Below are 22683 nucleotides of genomic sequence, written 5' to 3' on the forward strand. Positions count from 1 at the left end.
ACTTGTTAGGTTGTTTTTACTAGATAGGTTTAATTTTTTAGTTGCTATGTTGTTAAACTTTGCTTTTGTTTTTTTGTTCAAACTGGTAATTTGTTAATTTTTTAGTTTATATACTTTATTTATTAGACTATCCATTTTTGTATTTGTTTTATAAAAATAGTATTGTGTATGTTTGTTATTATTTTAACTTCATTTAGTTTTTGTATTTGATTTTAAAGAAGGTATGTGTTATTTAAAGGATTGATTAATGGGTTATGTACTTTATGTTGTGCTTAATGTATAATCAGTTATGTGCTTGATGTAAGTATTTGTGTTATTATGTGGACTGTGGACTGTGGACTGTGGATTGTGCAATGAATTGGTGTTTGGTGTTTGGTGTTTGCAGTTTGCAGTTTATGTTTTAGCTGGTTGATGTTAGGAGTTCTGTTAAAGGTTATGTATTTTGTTAAAAATTTGTTAGATGTATTTTGTATTGCTGTTATTTAAATAGTTATACGGTAATTAAATGTTGTTATTAAATAAAAATCTGTTAGATGTTAACTTGTATTTTTAGATGTTTGGTGTAAGATGATTGTTTTATAGTGATTGGTAAAGTTAGATAAAATAAGTTGTATGAAGCTTTGTAAAAAAATATAAAAGGTTGCTTAAAAAAGGCTGTATATATGTAAGATTATGCTTTATAAAGAGGCAGTTTCGTTTCATTGGTTTTATGAAATATGTTTTATAAGAATAAGTTTGATTAGTTGATTCTATTTAATTTGTCACATGTTTAACTGTAACTATTTTATTTGTTTTTTCTATAAAAAAAAAGTTGTTTGTTTTATAAAATTGCTTAATATCTACAGATTGTCCTACTGATAAATTGCTAACATTTATTTCAAAAGCTTTAGGAAGAAACTTAGGCAAACATTTTATTCGAACATAGCTTTTATGTAGAACCAGTAAACCTCCATCTTGTTTAACACCTTTACAAAGTTCCTTTCCTATTAGCTTAATTTTTACTAAAACTGTAATTTGTTTATTTTCATTTATTCGTAACAAGTCTATATGATTTATTAAGTTTTTATAAGGATGCCGTTGTATATCTCTTAAAATAACTTTTTCTTTTTTATTAAACAACTTAATATACAAAATCGTTGAAGAAAATGTTTCTTGCTTTATAAAGTTTAAAATTATTTTTTTTTCTAAACCAATAAGTACATTTTGTTTCTTATCTCCATAAATTATAGCAGGTATAATATCGTTATTACGTAAATTTTTATTTGCTTTTTTTCCTATATTATATCTTACAAAAGCATTTATTTGCATTGTTAATTTTTCCACATAATTTTAAATTAATTAAACATTTCACTTATTGATTCTTCATTATTCACTCTTCGAATAGCTTCTGCTATAATACTAGCAACAGATATTTGTTTTATTTTTTTACTACTCATAGCATTTGTTGATAAAGGAATAGTGTCTGTAACTATTAATTTGTCTAAAACTGAGTTGTTTATAATATTTAAAGCATTACCTGACAAAATAGCATGAGTAATATATGCAAAAACATATTTAGCTCCTTGTTTTTTTAATGATTCAGCTGCTTTGCACAAAGTACTAGCAGTGTCCACGATATCATCTATTAAAATACACGTCCGTTCTTTAATATCTCCAATAATATTCATTACTTGTGTCTGATTTTTTTTTGGACGACGTTTGTCTATAATTGATAAATCTGCATTTATTTTTTTAGCTAATGCTCGAGCACGTACAACACCCCCAATATCGGGGGATACTATTACAAGATTTTTATATTTTTGAGTTTCTATATCTGTTATAAACACAGGAGATCCATAGATATTATCAACAGGTACATCAAAAAAACCTTGTATTTGATCAGCATGTAAATCCATAGTCATAACACGGTTTACACCAGCTTTAACAATCATGTCTGCTATAACTTTTGCAGAAATAGGAACCCTGGTAGTTCTTATTCTCCTATCTTGCCGTGAATACCCTAAGTATGGAATTACAGCTGTAATTCTTGTAGCTGAAGCTCTACGTAAAGCATCTATAATTAAAATTAATTCTATTAAATTATTATTAGTAGGTACACAAGTTGATTGTATTATAAATATATCTTTACCTCTTACATTTTCTTCTATTTCAACAGAAATTTCACCATCACTAAATTTATTAACTGTCGATCTACCTAGATTTGTTTTTAAACAAATAGAAATTTGTTTTGCTAATTCAATATTGGAATTTCCAGTAAATAACATTAACTTAGAAAGAATCATATTATAGTTACCTATAACAAATTTATTATATATTTAAATATAGTATAATATATACTTTTGAATTCATATATTTATAGGTATTTAATTTTGATAAAAACCAATTTAATACATTTTTTTTATAAACTTGAAAAAAAGTTTTATTGTTTATCTATTTTACTTTCTAAATATGAAATTAGTTATAAACAGGATAAATATATAAAATATGCACAGGATTATTCACGATTGGCAAAGTTAGTTAGCTTGTGGAAACTTTATCAAAATTTAGAAATAGAACTTAGTTATAATAACAAACTATATAATGATTCTGATAATGATTTAGAATTACGTAGTTTAATCACTGAAGAAATTAAGCTTATTAAAAGTAACTTATTTAAATTTCATTTTCAAATACAACAAACTTTAATAACTTATTCTAATAAAGAAGATAAAAACGGTATATTTTTGGAAATACGTGCTGGAACAGGGGGTTCAGAAGCTGCGCTTTTTGCAGGTGATTTATTTCGAATGTACTCAAAGTATGCTGAAAAACATAATTGTAATTTTGAAATAATTAGTTTTAACTCAGGTGAATATGGGGGCTTTAAAGAACTAATTTTAAGAATAGAAGGATATGGTATATATGGAAAATTTAAATTTGAATCAGGTACACATCGAGTACAAAGAATACCTGACACAGAATCTATGGGAAGAATTCATACGTCTGCTTGTACGGTGGTTGTCATGCCAAACTTACATAAGAAAGTACATAATATAAAAATAAATACAAAGGAATTAAGAATTGACACTTACAGATCAAGTGGTGCAGGCGGGCAACATGTAAACACTACTGATTCCGCTGTAAGAATAACGCATTTGCCTACAAAGATCGTTGTTGAATGTCAAAGTGAACGCTCTCAACATAGTAATAAAGCAAAAGCTATTGAACTATTAAAAGCAAAAATTAAACAAAAAAAGAAAGATGAAGTTAAAATTAAACAAACAACATTAAGAAAATCATTAATTGGTTCTGGCGATAGATCAGAAAGAATTCGTACTTACAATTTTGCACAAGGGCGCGTAACAGATCATAGAATAAAGTTAACAATTTATGATTTAAATAATATTCTTTCTGGTAATTTAGATGAAATAATAATTCCATTGATTAATCAGTTAAAATCAGAACAACTAATGGATATTAGTTGAATAAATAAAAAAAGATAGTATACAAAAACAAAGTTTTAGGTTGTATAAAGAATAAAATGTTTAATAAATCAAATAAGTTAGAAGTATTTGTAAAAAAATAAATTAAAGAATTAGAATTAATTTTATAGAATAAATTGGTATATAAAAACAAAGATAGTTTGGGATATAGTTCAATTGTTTTCATAAAAATATAATCAAAAAATAAAAGAAAATAAGAAATATTTGGTAAGATAAGTTCTTTATTAATTGAAAGATTATAAGCACATTTTATAGCCCAGCTTTGAATTTCATGAAATGAAAATCCATTTGATGTGCGTATATAACTCCCATATAGGGTAACTAAATTTTTTATTCTTGTTTTGTTAGTTACATAAGCCATAGGTATATGTCCTGTTTCGTTTCTTAAAAGTTTATAATTATATTTTCCTATTATAAGATTTATATTAAATAATAATAAAGTATTTATAAAAATTTTATCTTTATCAGAAAAACTAGTCCATTCAAACAAAAACTCATTTATTTTGTTTGGTAATACATACATAAAATTTATTTTGTTGTATTTAAAATATTTGTTTATAAAAAAATTCATTAAATATGGTTTTTCAAAACCTATAATTTTAGAATATAATTCTATTTCTAGACCAATAAAATTTTGCCATTTCCAAGGTGAGTAATAAGGTATCTTTAAAAATTTAGGTGTAGTATCTATTGCCCAACTGGCGGTTTTATATGTTTCATTATTTAATTTCACTGATACATAATTATTATACTCTGTTATTCTAACACATTCTTTATGATATAATTTAATATTAGAACTATGTTGTATTCTGTTTAAAATCTTTTTATAAAAAATTATTGATTTGATGTTTTCATATGGAATAGAAGAATTAATTATAGAGCAATATTTTGTTGTTTTGTTTATATAATAAGAATACCAAAATATTTTGCAGCACTTTACAAATGCATGGTTTTTAGTTCTCCAACCACACCATGTTTTATCGTTGTTATATATAAATTTGTTTTCAATGAGAAAAATTCTAACGGTATTTGGTAAAAAACTTAAATAATATGCTAAAGATAAACCAGTACATCCCCCTCCTAAAATTAAAATATCTATATCATTTTTGACCATAAAAAAAAGATTTTAGTGTTAAAAACAGTTTGTACTGTAAAGATATAAAGATACGTTTATATATCCAATTTGTTTTTGATTTACATATGTTTATATAGATTTTATAGTAGATTGAACTAATTATATTAATAAAAACCCGGTTGGTATAACTTAATTGATAAAGATTATTTATACCTTTTTTATAAAAAATTTGAGATAACATAAGTAGTTTTCTAACAGCATGAGTAATTTTGATCTGGTTTTTATTTATGGGACTATTAGATAAAAAAATAATTTCTTGTGCACTTGTATTGTTAACCCAACATGCAGGTAAATAACGTCTGCCTTTAAAAGCATCTTCTAATACATCTCTAGCTATATTAATTAGTTGCATAAAGATCCCTAAATGTATTGCATTAACAACATTCTGTCTCGATTGTTTTATATTTACTATTGGTAAAATTAATAAACCTATAGTACCAGCTACTCCATAACAATAATATAATAATTCTTTTTCATTCTTTATATTCGCTGGATATTGTATGTCTTTTATTAAAACATCAATAAATTCAATAAAAATTTTTATATTTAATGATGTATTTTTTTTTAAAAGTTTTATAAATAATGAAATTTTATCTAATTTTTCGTTATACTTAGTTTTTAGTTGCTTTAAAATTAAAATAAATCTTTTTAATGATTTTGTTTTAGCTGTTAAATTATTATCAGCAAGTTCATCAAGAGTTCTACAAATTAAATACAAATTTTGTATATAGGTAGAATATTTCTTTTTTATAAAAAAACTTGTAAAGTTAATATTTTTACTATAAATTTTTACTAACTTTTTTGATTTTTTAAAAACCGTTTCTTTCATATAATTAATTTATCTATTATTTTAGCACTTAATAAAACACCAGGAATACCAGCTCCAGGATGTGTACCAGCTCCTACTAAATAAAGATTTTTAATCTTCTCAGATTTGTTATGAAATCTAAACCATGCTATTTGATTTAAATTAGGAGAAATGGAAAAACCACAACCAAATGTACTAAAATATCTTTCTTTGAAAAAAGTGGGTGTAATATAAAAACATGTATTTATGTGTTGTTTAAATTTGGGTAAGAAGTTTGAATCTAATATTGTTAAAATATATTGAACAAAGGCTTCACATTCATACAGTGACCAATTGTTAAAAAGTTTTAAATTAGGCACTGGGATTAATGCATAAAAAGTAGACGATTTGCAAAAATGATCAGTTTTATTTGGATGATGTAAATAAATACAAATGTTTTTTTTCTTTATATATTGTTTATAAAAAATATTTTTGAGTGCTTTAGTGCAAGTATTATTAAAAAATATTGTATGATGAGAAATATTTGAATAAAAACAATTTACACCAAAAAACAATATAAATAATCCAAAAGAATAATTTAAGTCATATAATTTTTTTTTTCTAACTAATTTGTTTTTAAATCCATTTATAATATTTTTATATAAATGTTTAGGTTCAATATTTGAGATAATATAATTTGAATTAATATAATGTTTATTATTTAATATTACTGATATAGACTTTGTTGTATTTTTTATAATTGTTTTAACAGATACACCTGTATATATTTTAATTCCTTCTTCACGCATTAAAAGTTCTAATTGTTGTATTAAATTACCTATACCTCCGTAAGGAAAATGTATACCCCATTTCAGTTCTAAATATAAAATTAATGAATATAAACAAGAAACTGTATAAGGATTACCTCCTAGTAACAAAGGATAAATAGAAAAAATTTGTTTTAATTTATGATTTCTCATTAAAATATTTATTAATGAAAAGTATGACTTATAACATTTGACTTTAACAAAATTAGGCATACACTTTAACATTTGATATAATTTAGTAAATGGTTTATTTGAAAATAGTTTAAAACAAAGGTCAAAAAAGTTTTGTGAAATGAATAATAGCTTTGTATAATTTTGGAGATCGTTTTTCGAAATAAATTTGATATTATTTTGAGTTGTTGTTAGCTTATTACAATATTTTAATGAAGTTTTATCAAAAAAACAAAACTTATACAAATGTTTTATTTCTTTAAAGTAAATATAATCATTAAGTTTTTTACCAAAAAGATTAAACAATTCTTCAAATAAATAAGGTGCTGTAATAATTGTAGGACCAGCATCAAAGAAGAAAAGATCATCTTTAAATAGTTGCGCTTTACCACCTATATTATTATTACGTTCTATTATTATGACATCAAATCCTTTTTTTTTTGCTCTTAAAGCAGCAGCAATACCACCAAAACCAGAACCAATAATAGTAACTATATTGTTCATATTATTTTTTTTATTAAAGACTTAATTTGTTTAGGATTTGCTTTATTGTTTGAGTTTTTAACTATACGACCTATTATAAAATTTAATAATTTTTTCTTTTTTTGTACATTACATTTTTTATATAATTTGATTTGTAATACATTTTCTTGAAAAGTTAAATTTAATATGGTTAATAAATTCTTATCATTTATTTGTTCTTTTTTTATTTCATTAATTTCTTGTTCTATATTAGTTATATTTGTTGTCCATAATTTATTAAAAATAATTTTAGCAATATTAACGGTAATAATATTTGTTTTTATATAACTTATTATTTTACCTAATACCTTTGGCTTTATTGGATTTTGTATTGTATTTAAATAATATAACTTAAATTTTTCAAAAAGATAACATCTTATCCACACAGAAGTTAACTGAACATCCTTACAAATATTTAAAGTTATTTCAACAAACTTTGCTAAATCTAAAGTAGTCGTAAAAATTTTAGCTTCTTTAAAAGAAAATCCTATTTGTACAAACAATTCTATTTTACTATGAGGTAATTCTGGTAGGTTTTTTTTTTGATTTACGATCAAGTTATTTTTTATATTAATGGCTAATAAATCAGGACAAATTAAAAACAAATAATCGTTTGTATTTTCTTTTTTTCGTAAAGTATAAGTTTTATTTGTTTGGAAATTATATAAACGAGTTTCTTTAACTACTTTACCACCTGAATTTAAAATGTTTATTTGTCTTTTAGTTTCATATAAAATAGCACCTTTTATGTATTTATAAGAATTTAAATTTTTAACCTCTATATAATTGTTAATTTGTTTTGTTATTTTATTTCTTATAGATATATTTATATCACAACGCAATTCACCTTTTGATAAATCTGCATTAGAAACATTTATATATTTGACTACCTGTTGAACATACTTCACATACCGTATAACATCTATATAAGTTAATATACAAGGTTTAGTGATTATTTCAAACAAAGGCATACCTGATCGATTAAAATCAATAATACTGTATTTTTTATAATGTATTAATTTACCGGCATCTTCTTCTAAATTTACATGATCTATATAAATAGTTTTATTTTTGATTGTAATTTTTCCTGGTCCTAAAATAGGCTTTTTTTTTTGACTAAGTTGATATCCTTTAGGTAAATCTGGATAAAAATAATTTTTTCTTTCAAATATAGTTTTATTATAAATTTGAGTAGTTGTAACTAAACCAAAGCTAACAGCCATTTCTATAGCAGTTTGGTTAAAGATTGGTAAGACACCAGGAACTCCAATATCGTAATTACATATTTGTTTGTTAGGGTATAAACAAACTTTTGTTGAACAATTAGAAAATAATTTAGATTTTGTAGATAGTTGTATATGAGTTTCTATTCCTATAATAGTGTCCCACGAATTTAACATTATTTATATAACCTTACAAACTATTCGGATAGTTTAAATGCCAATGTGTATGTTTTTGATAACAATGAGCTATGTTTAACAATAGATGCTCAGTAAAATGAGGTGTTATTATTTGTAACCCAATAGGACAATTTTTAACAAAACCAATAGGTATATTAATTGCAGGTAAGCCCGCCAAATTCACTGATATTGTGTAGATGTCTTCTTGTATATTTAAATTGTTCTTTTTTTGAGTTTGTTTTGCAATATAATTATTTGTAGGTAATATGATGCAATCAACAGTTTTAAAAAGTTTTATAAAGTTATTATAAATGAGTTTTCTAATTTTTTTTGCTTTTATAAAAAGATTAGATTTATTTAAAAAATATGTTCCTAATAAAATACGAGTTTTTACCTCTTTACCAAATCCATTTGTACGAGTATTAACATATAGTTCTTCTATAGTTTTAGGATTTATTTTATAGTAACCATATTTTATGCCATCATATTTTGATAAATTAGAAGCAGCCTCAGCTGATGCTATAATATAATAAGCGGAAATTGCTGAGTCGATATAAGGTAAACTAATATCAATAAACTTTATACCTAACTTTGAAAAAACGCGTATTGCTTCTTGTGTAATACAAGAAACGTTTGAAGTTAGATTTTTAAAATATTCTATTGGCAATCCTATTTTTTTCCCCTTTATAGATTTATTTATATATTTTAAATAATTATCAGTTTTAAAATTTATGTTTGTAGAATCAAACTTATCACAACCAGAAATAATATTTAATAAGATTGCACAATCTTTTACTGTATGAGCCATTGGACCCGCTTGGTCTAAGCTAGATGAATAAGAAATAATACCATACCTTGAAAGAAAACCATAACTAGTCTTTAAGCCAGTAATACCACAAAAAGAAGAAGGTAATCTTATAGATCCTCCTGTATCTGTACCTAAAGAAGCTGGTATTAAACATGCAGATATAGCAGAAGCTGATCCTCCAGAAGATCCACCTGAGACTAAGTTGAAGTTCCAAGGGTTTTTTACTCGTCCAAAAAAACTATGTTCATTATAAGAACCCATTGCAAATTCATCCATATTAGTTTTACCTATATTTATAAGACCAGCATGTTGAATTTTTTCAATAAGAGTAGAGTTATATGTTGGAATAAAGTTTTTTAACATTTTAGAACCACATGTTGTTTTAAGACCTTTTGTACAAAATAGATCTTTAACCGCTATAGGTACTCCATACAACTCATTTGTTTGATTAAATTTACGTAAGAAATCACATTGATTTGCTTGCTTTAGAGCTTTTTTATAGTCTATAGTAATAAAACAATTTAAATGTTTATTGGTTTGTTTAATTTTAGTTAATAAAAATTTTATTAATTCATAACAAGAAAAATGTTTGTTTTTTAATCCTTTTATAATATCAACGATTGTCATATAAATATTAAAAAATATTAGGAATTATTATAAAATAATTATTTTTATTAGGTGCAGATCCTATATACGTGTTTAGCTTATTATTGCTTTTTACTTGATCTTTTCGTAACCCAACATAAGTTTTAGCATTTAATGTATTTGTAATCGGTTTAATTTTTATTAATTTTATATTAACTATTTTTTTTACTATTCTATTTATAAACGTTTTTAATTTAATCTTTTTTGTTTTAATTTTAGATAACCTATATAACAACTTGTTATTTATTTTCATATAGCCTTTTCCTTAAAATAATAATATTATATAATATACTTTTTTAAATTTACTCTTATTTTGGTTGAATAAATATATGATAGAGCCTTTAGTAATTGCTTTATCAAAAGGACGTATCCTTTTTAAAAGTTTATCATTGTTAAAAAAAGCAGGAATAATTCCTATAGAATCTGTAGAAAACAATAGAAAATTATTATTTAATACTAAAAAAAAATATTTAAATTTAATAATTTTAAGAGCTATAGATGTGCCTACTTATGTTAAATTAGGTGCAGCTGATATGGGTATTGTAGGGAAGGATGTTTTATTAGAAAATGGGTCAAAAGGTTTATATGAACCGATAGATTTTAAGATTTCTAAATGCAGATTAATGACAGCAGGACTAATTGGTTTTAATGTAAAAAATACAACTCGTAAAGTCGCAACTAAATTTGTAAATATAGCAAAGAGATATTATGCAAGTAAAGGTATTAAAGCAAATATTATAAAATTATATGGCGCAATGGAATTGGCACCTATTATGAATTTAGCAGAGGAAATTATAGATATTGTTGATACAGGTAATACATTAAAAGAAAATGGAATGGAGCCAAAAACATTAATAAAAAATATAAGTACTAGATTAATTGTAAATAAAACATCTATGATTATAAAATATAAATCCATAAATCCATTAATAGAATTATTAATATCTATTATATAAGAAGGAATAATAAATATGAAAACTTTAAATGTTAAAATTAATGATTTAAAAACAGAATGGTATATTATAAATGCATATAACAAAAAATTGGGTAGGTTATCTACTAAAATAGTTCATTTTTTATTAGGTAAAAATAAAGTTATTTATAATAGTTATTTAAATATTGGAGATAATATTATTGTTATAAATGCCGATCAAATAAAAATAACTGGAAATAAATTAATACAAAAAAAATATTATTATCACACAGGATATCCAGGTGGTTTACGTAAAACAACTCTATTAGAACTGATGAAAAAAAATCCAGAAAAAGTAATTAAACAATCAGTTAAAGGTATGTTACCAAAAAATTCATTAGGTAGATTGATTAGTAAAAAACTAAAAATTTATAAAGGAAAACAACACCCACATATTTCTCAACAACCTTTAGAATTGTTAATTTAATTTATTAAAGTATTAAGGATATTTTTATGTATTTTTATGGTACAGGACGTAGAAAAACAGCTAGTGCAAGAGTATTTCTTAAAATAGGTAATGGTAAATTTATAATAAATAACAACACCTTAAAAAAATATTTTCATAACATAAATCTCTATTATCTAATGATTCAACCTTTAGAATTAACAAATAATGTAAACACTTTTAATATTAAAATTACTGTTAATGGTGGAGGTGTTAAATCACAAGCTGAAGCTATAAGACATGGAATTTCTCGTGCTTTAGTAGCTTATAATAATAATTTACGTTATAAACTCCGACTAAATGGTTATTTAAAGAGAGATTCAAGAGAAGTTGAAAGAAAGAAAATTGGTTTTAAAAAAGCAAGAAAATCTCCACAATTTTCAAAACGATAATTTTATTTTTAACATAATTATGCAGTCACTTATAATAAGTTTTTATAAGAGGAAAGTCCGGACTCTTTGAGCAAAAGTGCCAGTTAATTGCTGGGCAAAAATTTTTGACGGAAAGTGCACAAGAAAAAATACAATCTATTGGTTTTTATAGATAAAGGTGAAAAGGTTTGGTAAAAGCATACCACGTATTTGGAAACAAATTCGTTATGTAAACCCCACTTTGAGTAAAACTAAATAAGAATTTAAAGAGCTCTTTTTTTTTATAAACAATTCTGGTAGGTTGCATAAATATATGTAGAAATATATATATTAGATAAATGACTGTAATTAAAACAGGATCCGGCTTATTATATGTTAATAATAAACATTAGATACATAAATCTATATGACACATAAAAGTTTGTTTTTTAATAAAGCAATTGATTATTTGATAACTAATAAAGATGGTTTATATATTGATTGTACTTTGGGTTTGGGTGGCCATAGTAAACAAATTTTAAATAGATTGTCTATAAATGGTCTGTTAATTGCACTAGATAATGACTTAAATACAAAAACATTGGTTAAAAATTTAGAATTCTATTTAGATAAAAGGTTTAGTTTTATCAATATCAATTTTAAGTATTTAGAAATCATAGCCAAAAAAAAACACTTGTTTGGAATTGTTTCAGGCATCTTATTAGATTTAGGAATTTCTACATATCAAATTAAGGATTATAAAAGAGGCTTTAGTTTTTTTATAAATGGTCCTTTGGATATGAGAATAAACAATACTTTCGGTATCACCGCTTGTTGCCTTTTAAATCATTATAAATTTAAACAAATCTTTAAGATATTTAAAACATATGGAGAAGATGAACAGTTGTATAGACTAACAGTAGAGATTTGTAATCGTAGACATCACTTTCCGTTTAAAATGACCTTGGAATTATCAAATTTGATAAAAACTTTAAAGTTTACAAACTATCATATAAAACACCAATTAATTAAAACAAAACCTAAAATACAAAAAACATACATTATACATCATAAATCTATTAAAATAAAACAAAAATTCATCAAACATTCTAAATCAATTAACACCAAACACATTATAATAAAAGAAAATACAACAAAAAACAAAATAATAAAAACCAATAACAATAGCATAAATAAAAAAAAGAAAAAACACATACATCCATCAACTAAAATTTTTCAAGCAATACGTAGTTACATAAATAATGAAATACAAAACTTGGAAATAGTCATTATTACATCTTTAAAACTTTTAAAAACAAACAAAAAGTTAATAATTATTACATTTAATTCTTTAGAATCACAAATAGTAAATAAAGTACTAAAAACAACTTTAAATAAAGTAAATAAAATCTATCCTTCAATTGAAGAGGTATTTTATAACAATAGTTCACGTTGTTCTGCTATATTTATTATTCAAAAACTTTAAACTTTTTATTTATCTTGAACTTGTATTCTTTTCTATTAGTTTTAAACTCTTTTGGTTCTTTCTTTTTTTTTTTTTTTTTTTTTACTCTTTTTTATGCTTTTTTTGTTATATCTAATAATTGATTTTATGTTTTTTTATTTATGTGTTGATATTTTTTTTTGCTTTGTTTGCTGTGTTTTGTGATTTGCGTTTGTTTTATGTGTTTTTTATTCATTTTATTTGTTGTTTTTAGCCTGTTTAGATTTTGTTATTGCTTTTTGTGTTTTAGTTTTGATGTTATTTGTTAGTTTAGATGTTATGTCAATTCAAAAGTATGTTGTATAGTTTAAAAAGAAGTAAAATGTGCTTATGTAAGTTGTTTAGTTTAAAAGCTTTTAGATGTTGTTTAGAGTATAGCGATTATGTTTTGATTTTGGTGTTTTGTTGTTAAATTGGTTTGTGTTTAGTTATTATAATAAAAATATGTTTGTTGTTAATTGAAAGTTTTTGCTGTTAGTTAATTTTTTAGCTTTTAGCTTTTAGCTTTTAGCTTTTAGATGTTAGATGTTAGATGTTAGATGTTGTATTAAAGATGTAAGCGTTTATTATATTTGAGTCTTGATATTTGTTATTGTATTTTTGTATTTTTTTTAATTTATTGGTTTGGTTTGTTTAAGATGTTTTAAAAACTTAATTGTTTTAAAAGTATGTTGTATTGGTGTATAATAAATGTTCACTAGTTAGTTGTATGTTTGTTGTTTATCTTTAAGGTTAAATAAAAAAAGTTGTAAGTTAGATGAAGGTTGTTTAATGCACGTTGTAGTTTGTATGTTAGAGGTTTAAAATGTTTGCTTTTATTAGTTGTTAGTTGTTATTTATTATTTATTAGATGTTGTTTGTTAAAGCAAAGATTTTTGACTTTGTATGTAAACTAAATAAGATTGTTGTTTAAGATCAAAAAAGTTGTATAACATTAAATAAGTTTAAATGTAAGAAGATTAGAAAATAGAGGGTAGTAGTTGTTATTGTTAAGAGGTTAGTTATTATTTTTTAAGAGGTTTAAGGTTGCTTTAAAGATTAAAGTTAGGTTTGAGGTTTATTTATTAGAGGTTAGAAGTTTATTAATTGTTTAGTTAGTAAAGAAGTTTGTGTTATACTAGAAAGTTTAAAAGTTATGGTTTTGTTAGTTGATTGGTAGCTTAGTTGATGGTTAGAGGAAGGTAGGTTTATTAGTTGGTAATGGTTAGTTATAAAAAAAGTTAGTGGGTTAGTTGTTGTTTAAATAGGTTAGTGTTTTGTGTTTTGTGGTTTGTGGTTTGTGTTAAGTAGTTGCTTTTTAGAGGATAGAGTTTTGTTGATTGTTGATTGTTGATTGTTGATTGTTGTTTGTTAGTTGAGGGTTGAGGGTTGAGGGTTGTAGGTTGTAGGTTGTAGGTTGTAGGTTGTTAGTTGTTAGTTGTTAGTTGTGGTTTAGGTTTGATGGTTAAAAGGTCTTAACAAATTATCTTGTATAGTGGAAGACGATAGTAGAGGTTTAGGTTTGATGGTTAGTAAAAAAAAAGTTAGTGGGTTAGTTGTTTAGTTAAAAAGAGGTTGGTGTTTTGTGGTTGTAAAATATAAAATAGTTAATTATTAGTTGTTAGATAGAAGAAAGGTTGTGTAGTAGTATGTGTTGTTGTAAAAAAGTGAAAAACATGTAAAAGAAGAAAACAATAGAAAAAAGTATATAAGAAAATACTTAAAAGATGAAAAAAAAGAACGGTAATAAATCAGAAAAGAATATATGTATAACATATAAAAAAAGAAAAATAGAACATAGATTAGAACATGGTATATAGGAGATGGCATAAGAATAAACAGATTACAGAAACAGAAAGGAATAAAAATGTAAACGTAAACAGGAATCATGAATAGTTAGTTAATAGGAAGATATGGGTATGTTATTACTGAATTAAAAATAAAGAACATTTAAAGAAACATATAAAAATAAATAAGTAAAAATAAACATACACCATAAAACAAAAAAAAACAAACAAAACAGAAAAAAGATAATAAAATATGAAGACAAAAATAAAAAAAAACATATATAATGCAACCCCAGCAATAACACAATACCTTAGGATAAAAAACCATTATCACAAAATTTTGTTAATGTATCGTATGGGTGATTTTTATGAATTTCTTTTTGAAGATGCGCACACAGCCTCTGCTTTATTAAATATTCAATTAACTAGCAAAGGAAAATATAATAATAAACGTATTCCTATGGCAGGAATACCTTGTCATAGTTTAAGAACATATTTAAAACGTATTATCACAGCAGGAATATCGGTTGCTATTTGTGAACAAATAAAAACAAAAAAAACAAAGAAAAGTAAATTGCTTGAACGAAAAGTAATTCGAGTAATTACACCAGGCACTTTATATGAAGACAGTTTATTAGATGAAAGTAAAGATAATTTGATTATATCAATAATTCAAAAAAATAATAAATGGGGTATTTCTTGGCTAGAATTCACAACAGGTGCTTTTGGTGTTTTGGAAGTTGATAATATACACGATTTACGTTTGGAATTAGATCGATTAAACCCTGTTGAGCTCTTAATTTCTAGATTACATAAAAAATTACCTAAACTTCCCGTACACAAATCAATAATTAAACCTATAAGTGATATTAATTTCGATTATAACAATGCTTGTAAAGTTTTGTTTAAAAAACTAAATATAAAAAATATAAATAAAAAACTTAATGCTGGTGTTTCTGCAGCTGGTGCTATAATACAATATATAAATAATAATAAAATTTATAATTTAGCACATATTAACCATTTAATTTTTGAAAATAAAAAAGATAAGTTAAAAATAGATCGTATTACTAAAAAACATTTAGAACTTGATGTAAATGTTAATGGCAAACAAGAAAATACTTTGTTTAGTGTTTTAAATAATACAATGACACATATGGGGAGTCGTTTATTAAAAAAATGGATTAATAACCCTATTACTAATTATGATTTAGTTTTTTCTAGACAAAAAGGCGTTGAGATTGTTTTAACAAATAATTTCATAGATATTTTACAAAAATATATAAAAAAAATTGGAGATATAGAACGTATTGTTACGAGAATATCTTTAAAAACAGCAAAGCCCTTAGATTTAATCAAATTTAAAATTGCTTTAAACGTTTTTCCTAAACTTAAAACTTTGTTAAAGGGACTATTAATAGTAAATAAAAACAGCAAGTCTATACTAAATTATATTCATAAAGAGATTTTTACTTTTCCCAATATTGCTTTACTTTTAGATGAAGCATTAGTCGATAATCCTCCTAACTCCTTTAGATATGGATATGTAATAAAGTCACATTTTAATAAAAACTTAGATAAGTTGCGTAAAATCTATACTAATTCAGAAAAGTTTATAAAAACGTTTGAAAACAAAGAAAAATTACGTACCGGAATAATAAAATTAAAAGTTACTTATAATAAGCTTCATGGTTTGTTTATAGAAATACCTAAAGGTCGTAAACATAAATACAAAATTCCTAAAAATTATATAAGAACAAAAACATTAAAAAATTCAGAAAGATTTTATACTAGTGAATTAAAGTACTTTGAAAAACGTTTAATAGAATCAAAAGAAAAGTCAATAAAATATGAAAAAAGTATTTTTAAAAAATTAATAAAGGTTCTTGTAGGTAATATACCTTATTTTATAAAAACATCAAAATCACTAGCCACGTTGGATGTTATTACTACTTTTGCTGAAAGAGCTTTAACACTGAATTATTGCAAACCAATAATAAATAAAAACAAAATAGGCATAAAAATCATGGAGGGTAGACATCCTGTAATTGAATCTACAACTAACCATCACTTTGTACCTAATAATTTATTTTTAAATCATAATAAAAGTATACACATTATTACAGGACCGAACATGGGTGGAAAGTCTACTTTTATCAGACAAATTGCCATTATTGTTTTATTAACATATATTGGAAGTTATGTACCTGCTAAATATGCTGAAATCGGTCCTATTGATCAAATTTTTACCAGAATAGGTGGTTATGATGATTTAAGTGCAGGAAAATCAACTTTTATGATTGAAATGCATGAAACTGCTAAAATATTAAACACCGCAACTTTTAAAAGTTTAGTACTAATGGATGAAATAGGAAGAGGAACTAATCCTACAGAGGGTTTATGTCTCGCTTGGGCATGTTTAGAAAGAATAATACAAATTAAAGCTTTAACGTTGTTTTCTACTCATTATTTTAGTTTAACTCAAATAGCAAAAAAATTTAAACAAATAACAAACTTACACTTTAGTGCTTCCATCAAATCTAATAAAGTTAGTTATATTTACAATATACAAAAAGGTGCTACAAACAATAGTTACAGTTCGTCGGTTGCTAGTTTGGCTAATATAGCACAAGGCGTTATAAATAAATCCAACAATCTTATAAAGCACTTTCAAGATCATCAAAAAAGCCTAAATAAAAGACATACGTTAATGAAATATATAAAATCTTTTAAATATAAAGACTTAACACGTTATCTAAAATTTATAAAAAGTTTTTTCAAAAACCTAAAAGATATGTTTTAACAACTTTGTCTTATAAACTTTCCTTATTTTACAAATAACTCTTTACCACAACTAACCACTATAGAATTTACAGTTACTATTTTTTTACAATTCTATCATCAATTTCTTAAACAACAACCTTCTTTTATAAAAACATCTACTTCAATATTCTTTTATATGTCATACTTCTATATACCCCATATATATCCTATCATACCAATACTTCTTACACACAGCATTTAAACTTAACAACTAACTTTTTATAAGTATAACAAATTACATTAAACATTAATCAACCTTCTAAAGCAATAACCATTTAAATTAATGACAAATAAAAAAATCAATGTTTAAAACATACCATCAACCTTTTTAACTTTTAATATAAAAGCACAAACCTTTTCCATTTTCCTTTTCCCTTTCCCTTTCCCTTTCCCTTTCCCTTTCCCTTTCCCTTCCCCTTCCCCTTAATCCCCTTTCAACCTTTTTATTTTAACCAAAAACCTTTTACCCTTTATTTTTTTTCCAACCTACAACCTACAACCTACTACCTACTACCTACAACCTACAACCACTAAACACTTACCAACAACCAACAACCAACTACCAACTACCAACTACCAACTACCAACAACCTACAACCTACAACCAACAACCAACTACCAACTACCTACAACCTACAACCTACAACCTACAACCACTAAACACTAAACACTAAACACCATTCAAACCTTACTACTAACATCAACCCATACTATCAGCAAACAATTACCAACCAACACTTACTTCCAACAACTCCTTACATTTACCCATCTTCTTTTTTAACTAACATAATCAAGTTTAATCAAACTCTTTTTTAACTAACATAATCAATAACTTAATTTTAACTATAAAACTACATATTTTTTTGTTTTGTTTTCTAACAACTATTTACCTAACAAACAACCTCTATCTTTCTACTAATTTAACAAAATCTAATAACTTAACAACTAAACCAATAATTTTTAACTACCAGCTACCAGCTACCAGCTACCATCAACCATCAACCATCAACCATCTAATTTAATACTACCAACATCTAACATTTAATAACTTCTACTTATTTCATATTATATATATATACAACTTCTAACATCTAACATCTAATTTTAGCAACATCTAATAACTATTTACTACAAAACTACCAACTATCTTTCATATAACTACTATACTATATACTACTATTATCTTTCATATAACTACTATACTATAATGTATCAATATAAATCAGTTTATATCTTAAATAAAATACAACAAATAATGAAGTAACTAATTCAAATACAAAGTTATAACATATAAATACTATATTTAAAATAATATAACTTGGTGCTTTAAACTAATAACTACTGTATTACATATTACAAAACATATAAATACAAAGTACAAACAAATTACTAACAACTAACAACTAACAACTAACCTAACACCTAACACCTAACACCTCAAACCTAACAACTCTAACCTAACACCTCAAACCTCAAACCTCAAACCTCAAACCTAACAACTCTAACCTCTAACCTCTAACCTCTAACCTAACACCTAACACCTAACAACTCTAACCTCTAACTGATAACAATAACAACAACAACAACAACAACAACAACAACAAATAACAACTTTAAAGCAAAACTCAAACATCTATTAACTAATAACTAACAACTAACAACTAACAATTTACAAATACAAACTATTAAACAAAAAAGCATCAATTAACTAACAACTTTTAATCTATTTTTTTTAATCTAACCTCTAATAACAAACATCAAAAACTTTAACTCAAAAATCAACAATACAAAACAGCAAACATAACCATCAACAATACAAACTCTAAACTTTAAACAAAAATATAACAAATAACACAAAACTGAAAAATACTAGTAGAAAACAACGAAAAAAGAAAACCTAAAAAGCAATAACAAAACACCTAACTGCAACTACAAAACTAAAAAACAGCTAACAAACAACAAACAACACATAATATAAAGAGAGATAAACCCAAATATTAGATATAACAACAAAAATATTTGTAATAATATACGACCAGTATTAGCGGTAATAAAGTCAGTACCAGCGGTAATATACGACCAGTATTAGCGGTAATAAAGCTCCATAGACCAGTATTAGCGGTAATAAAGTCAGTAATATATGGAGTTGTTTTTTTGAGCCAATTTAAATGAAGAATCTGTACATAAATAATCAGGTAAGTCAAAAAAAGTAAAAATGTAAGTTTGTCCATAATAGTATTGGTTGACACATTCTATAAAAATACATTAATAAACCACTTGAAAACGATGTAAATGCAAAATCTCTATCACTTACTGCATCGAAAAATTTTTATAAGATCAAAACATAGTAGCTTTTTAATTAAGGCACAAATTCAAGTTGAATATGTAGTTACAGCAGATCATATCCTAAAGGTAATATATTTATTATTTTCCGCCAATCTAAAAATACGTAAATAAGCTCTAAATAGCTTTTAATTTTAAGCTAATACATGATGGCAAAAAGTAATTGTGTGCTGTGATGATTGTAACTGATTTTATCCAGTTAATATAGTATAAGAATCACTAATCACTAATAGCTAATAGCTAATAGCTATTTTTCTTAAAGCTGGTCTTAACTTTAGTTAGTTAATGCATCTATTTTTTTTCTTAAATTAAGATGAATAGCTGTAGAAAACAATCACATATATGCATTTTTTTTTCAAAGCTTTCTATTCTTTATTATTTTGCTAAACCACTTTATATTCTTTCTTAATACAACTTTCAATTACTTTTTATTCCTTTTTTTATACTTTTACTTTCTTTTCAACAACTAACATTTTTCTTATTGTTGTATTTTTTATATTTACGTTGATATCATACCAATAAATACGAAAATAAAACTTATAGAATTTAACTACGAAATTATCAGTATAAAAATTAAAACAGCTACGTCTAATCAGGTTATTTTAACGTGTTCATTTTAAATTTTGCTATATGCTATTAAGTTTATATTATATATAAGCCGGAGTAGCTCATATGGTAGAGCACCGCATTCGTAATGCGAAGGTAATAGGTTCAATTCCTATCTCCGGTAAATTAATTATATTACTTTTTCATTTGTCAATTCACATTTAAAATACGCGTAATACATAGGAGCAGCTATTAAACCTGAAAAACCAAATGCTGCATCAAAAAATAACATAGCAAATAATAATTCCCATGCATTTGAGTTAATACGCAAACCTATGATACGAGCATTTAAAAAATATTCTAATTTATGAATAGCTATTAAATAAGTAAGTGCTATAACTGCAGTCCACAAAGATACTGAAAGTGATACAATAAAAATCAATATATTCGAAATAAGATTTCCTATTAAAGGTATTAACCCCATTATGAATGTAATTAATATTAACGTTTTTGTTAACGGTATATACACATTTAAACAAGGTGCACAGATTAATAATAAAATAGAACTTAACAATGTATTAACTAAAGATATTTTTAGTTGTGCAAAAACTACGTTATGAAAAGCGTTACTTAAAGTAATAGATCTTTGTAATAAAGCATAAGTTAACGGAGTAAGTGATTTAATATCAGGAATATCCTGTAAAGCAATTATTGCTCCTAAAATCATACCTGATAATAATGAAAAACAAGTATGAATGGCACATCCAAAAACAAATTGAAGTTCGTTTACATGCTTATATATCAATTCATTTATAATTTGACTTAATTCATCTGCACTTTCTGGTAAATAAATGACAACACTATGCGGCAATTGATGTCTAGCTTTATCAAAAATTAACATATATCTTTGAATTAAATTATCAGGTGTTTTTATGTCTTGTAAAATAAAACTAATAACTGTAAAAAAAAATAAACTTAAAATAGTTACTATACTGGCTCCTAATAAAACTACTGAACTTAATCTGGCTTTATTTACTGGGATTAATGTTTGTAACAAAGGTGTAATTGCCTTAACTAATTCAAATACAAATAAACCAGATAATAAACAAGGTAAAAGATGCAAAGGAAAGATTAATAACAAACCCATAAAATAAATTAATAAACTTATAACGGTAGCTCTTGTCAACATATAATTGTTCATAAAGATTCAATTTTTAAAATAAAGAGGGTATTTGTTTTTACAATGAGAAACTAATATATCTCTATATTTTTTTGGTTCTTTATGTCTTAAATTATGAGTAACAGGAAAAATATTTTTAACTAATAAACGAGAAATCCAATATCTCAAAGCTGTTAACCGTAACATTTTTGGCAAAATATATACTTCTTCCTTTGTAAAAGGCCGTTCAAGAACATAATGATTTAATATTGCTTTATATTTATCTTCTAAAAGATTCCCATGTTGATCACTACACCAATCATTTATTAAAATTGCTAAATCAAAAATTAAATCCCCTGTACATCCATTGTAAAAATCTATTAACCCACAAATATTGTTACCATTAAATAATGTATTGTCTCTAAACAAATCACCATGCAGAATACCTTGTGGTAAGTTTGTTACTATATGTTTTAATAAATAAATTTGATTAAACATTAACTCTTGATCTTCTTTAGTTAATAAAGATATTACTTTATAGTAATTTAAAACAATCCAATTAATATCTCTTAAATTTTGTTTTTTTAATTTAAATTTATTAGAAATAGAATGTAATCTTCCCAAAGTTTTACCTATAATAGAACATTGTTCAATATTTTGTGTTCTTGGGTGTATACCATACAACTTAGGAAACAATAAAGCATGTTTACCAGATAACTTTTTTATTATTATATTATTTTTATCAATTAAAGGCATTGCTATTGGTAAACAATGTTCATAAAGAAATTTTAATAAGTCTATAAACCCCGTTAAATCCTTATAAGAACCTTGTTCAAATAAGGTTAATACAAACTTTTTAGTTTCTGTTTGAATAAAAAATGTTGAATTTTCTGTTCCTTGTTTTACTTCTTTAAATTTTATTTGTTTTTTTATATTAAAACTTTTTAAAAATAAACTTAATTTTTGTTTTTTTATTTTAGTAAATACAGCCATATAA

Annotated in this window: 16 protein-coding genes, 1 tRNA gene and 1 other RNA gene; 8 read left to right on the forward strand and 10 right to left on the reverse strand. The window is 24.5% G+C overall.

Annotated features, from left to right (window positions below):
* Window positions 1-753: 753 nt before the first annotated feature.
* The gene (locus tag C530_RS01275) at window positions 754-1308 is read right to left on the reverse strand and encodes a 50S ribosomal protein L25 (RefSeq protein WP_014895142.1); all 555 of its coding nucleotides are present in this window, start codon (window positions 1306-1308) and stop codon (window positions 754-756) included.
* A gap of 26 nt (window positions 1309-1334) precedes the next feature.
* Window positions 1335-2282, reverse strand: coding sequence for a ribose-phosphate pyrophosphokinase (locus C530_RS01280; RefSeq protein WP_014895143.1), 948 nt, complete (start codon window positions 2280-2282; stop codon window positions 1335-1337).
* Window positions 2283-2369: 87 nt separating this feature from the next.
* On the opposite strand from C530_RS01280, the gene prfA reads away from it, so the two are divergent.
* Window positions 2370-3464 (forward strand): peptide chain release factor 1, encoded by a 1095-nt coding sequence (gene prfA, locus C530_RS01285; RefSeq protein ID WP_014895144.1) that lies wholly within the window; start codon window positions 2370-2372, stop codon window positions 3462-3464.
* On the opposite strand, the gene C530_RS01290 is transcribed toward prfA, so the two are convergent.
* From C530_RS01290 to C530_RS01315, 6 genes are read right to left on the reverse strand one after another with little or no spacing between them, the layout of a single operon-like run.
* A complete protein-coding gene (locus tag C530_RS01290; protein WP_014895145.1) occupies window positions 3457-4596 on the reverse strand; it encodes a lycopene cyclase family protein in 1140 nt (379 codons plus the stop codon). The two genes, prfA and C530_RS01290, sit on opposite strands and share 8 nt — an antisense overlap.
* Window positions 4583-5446, reverse strand: coding sequence for a phytoene/squalene synthase family protein (locus C530_RS01295; RefSeq protein ID WP_014895146.1), 864 nt, complete (start codon window positions 5444-5446; stop codon window positions 4583-4585). The genes C530_RS01290 and C530_RS01295 overlap by 14 nt, the downstream gene beginning before the upstream one ends.
* Window positions 5443-6906 carry a phytoene desaturase family protein gene (locus C530_RS01300; RefSeq protein WP_014895147.1) on the reverse strand — a complete coding sequence of 488 codons (1464 nt, stop codon included), beginning with the start codon at window positions 6904-6906 and terminating at the stop codon, window positions 5443-5445. The genes C530_RS01295 and C530_RS01300 overlap by 4 nt, the downstream gene beginning before the upstream one ends.
* Window positions 6903-8324 carry an Asp-tRNA(Asn)/Glu-tRNA(Gln) amidotransferase subunit GatB gene (gene gatB, locus C530_RS01305; protein ID WP_014895148.1) on the reverse strand — a complete coding sequence of 474 codons (1422 nt, stop codon included), beginning with the start codon at window positions 8322-8324 and terminating at the stop codon, window positions 6903-6905. Before gatB ends, C530_RS01300 begins: the two co-directional genes overlap by 4 nt.
* A gap of 13 nt (window positions 8325-8337) precedes the next feature.
* Window positions 8338-9759, reverse strand: a complete 1422-nt coding sequence (gene gatA, locus C530_RS01310) for an Asp-tRNA(Asn)/Glu-tRNA(Gln) amidotransferase subunit GatA (RefSeq protein ID WP_014895149.1) — start codon at window positions 9757-9759, stop codon at window positions 8338-8340.
* A 7-nt stretch (window positions 9760-9766) separates the two neighbouring features.
* The gene (locus C530_RS01315) at window positions 9767-10030 is read right to left on the reverse strand and encodes a hypothetical protein (RefSeq protein ID WP_014895150.1); all 264 of its coding nucleotides are present in this window, start codon (window positions 10028-10030) and stop codon (window positions 9767-9769) included.
* Window positions 10031-10106: 76 nt separating this feature from the next.
* Here C530_RS01315 and hisG point away from each other — a divergent pair, with 76 nt between their 5' ends.
* From hisG to C530_RS01345, 7 genes are all read left to right on the forward strand, one after another.
* A complete protein-coding gene (gene hisG / locus C530_RS01320) occupies window positions 10107-10733 on the forward strand; it encodes an ATP phosphoribosyltransferase (protein WP_014895151.1) in 627 nt (208 codons plus the stop codon).
* 15 nt (window positions 10734-10748) lie between these two features.
* Window positions 10749-11177: a 50S ribosomal protein L13 gene (rplM, locus tag C530_RS01325; protein WP_014895152.1), complete on the forward strand. Its 429-nt coding sequence runs from the start codon at window positions 10749-10751 to the stop codon at window positions 11175-11177.
* A gap of 26 nt (window positions 11178-11203) precedes the next feature.
* Window positions 11204-11587: a 30S ribosomal protein S9 gene (gene rpsI, locus C530_RS01330; protein WP_014895153.1), complete on the forward strand. Its 384-nt coding sequence runs from the start codon at window positions 11204-11206 to the stop codon at window positions 11585-11587.
* 9 nt (window positions 11588-11596) lie between these two features.
* An RNA gene (gene rnpB, locus C530_RS01525) (RNase P RNA component class A) lies at window positions 11597-11948 on the forward strand.
* A gap of 24 nt (window positions 11949-11972) precedes the next feature.
* On the forward strand, window positions 11973-13031 hold the full coding sequence (gene mraW, locus C530_RS01335) for a 16S rRNA (cytosine(1402)-N(4))-methyltransferase (RefSeq protein ID WP_014895154.1): 1059 nt from the start codon (window positions 11973-11975) through the stop codon (window positions 13029-13031).
* 2037 nt (window positions 13032-15068) lie between these two features.
* Window positions 15069-17618, forward strand: a complete 2550-nt coding sequence (mutS, locus tag C530_RS01340; protein WP_014895155.1) for a DNA mismatch repair protein MutS — start codon at window positions 15069-15071, stop codon at window positions 17616-17618.
* Window positions 17619-20638: 3020 nt separating this feature from the next.
* A tRNA-Thr gene (locus tag C530_RS01345) sits at window positions 20639-20711 on the forward strand.
* 6 nt (window positions 20712-20717) lie between these two features.
* Here C530_RS01345 and C530_RS01350 read toward each other — a convergent pair.
* Both C530_RS01350 and C530_RS01355 read right to left on the reverse strand, forming a co-directional pair.
* On the reverse strand, window positions 20718-21728 hold the full coding sequence (locus C530_RS01350; protein WP_014895156.1) for an AI-2E family transporter: 1011 nt from the start codon (window positions 21726-21728) through the stop codon (window positions 20718-20720).
* 6 nt (window positions 21729-21734) lie between these two features.
* Window positions 21735-22679 carry a homoserine kinase gene (locus C530_RS01355; protein ID WP_014895157.1) on the reverse strand — a complete coding sequence of 315 codons (945 nt, stop codon included), beginning with the start codon at window positions 22677-22679 and terminating at the stop codon, window positions 21735-21737.
* Window positions 22680-22683: the final 4 nt, after the last annotated feature.

It is taken from the genome of Candidatus Portiera aleyrodidarum BT-B-HRs (assembly GCF_000300075.1).
Lineage (GTDB): Bacteria > Pseudomonadota > Gammaproteobacteria > Johnevansiales > Johnevansiaceae > Portiera > Portiera aleyrodidarum.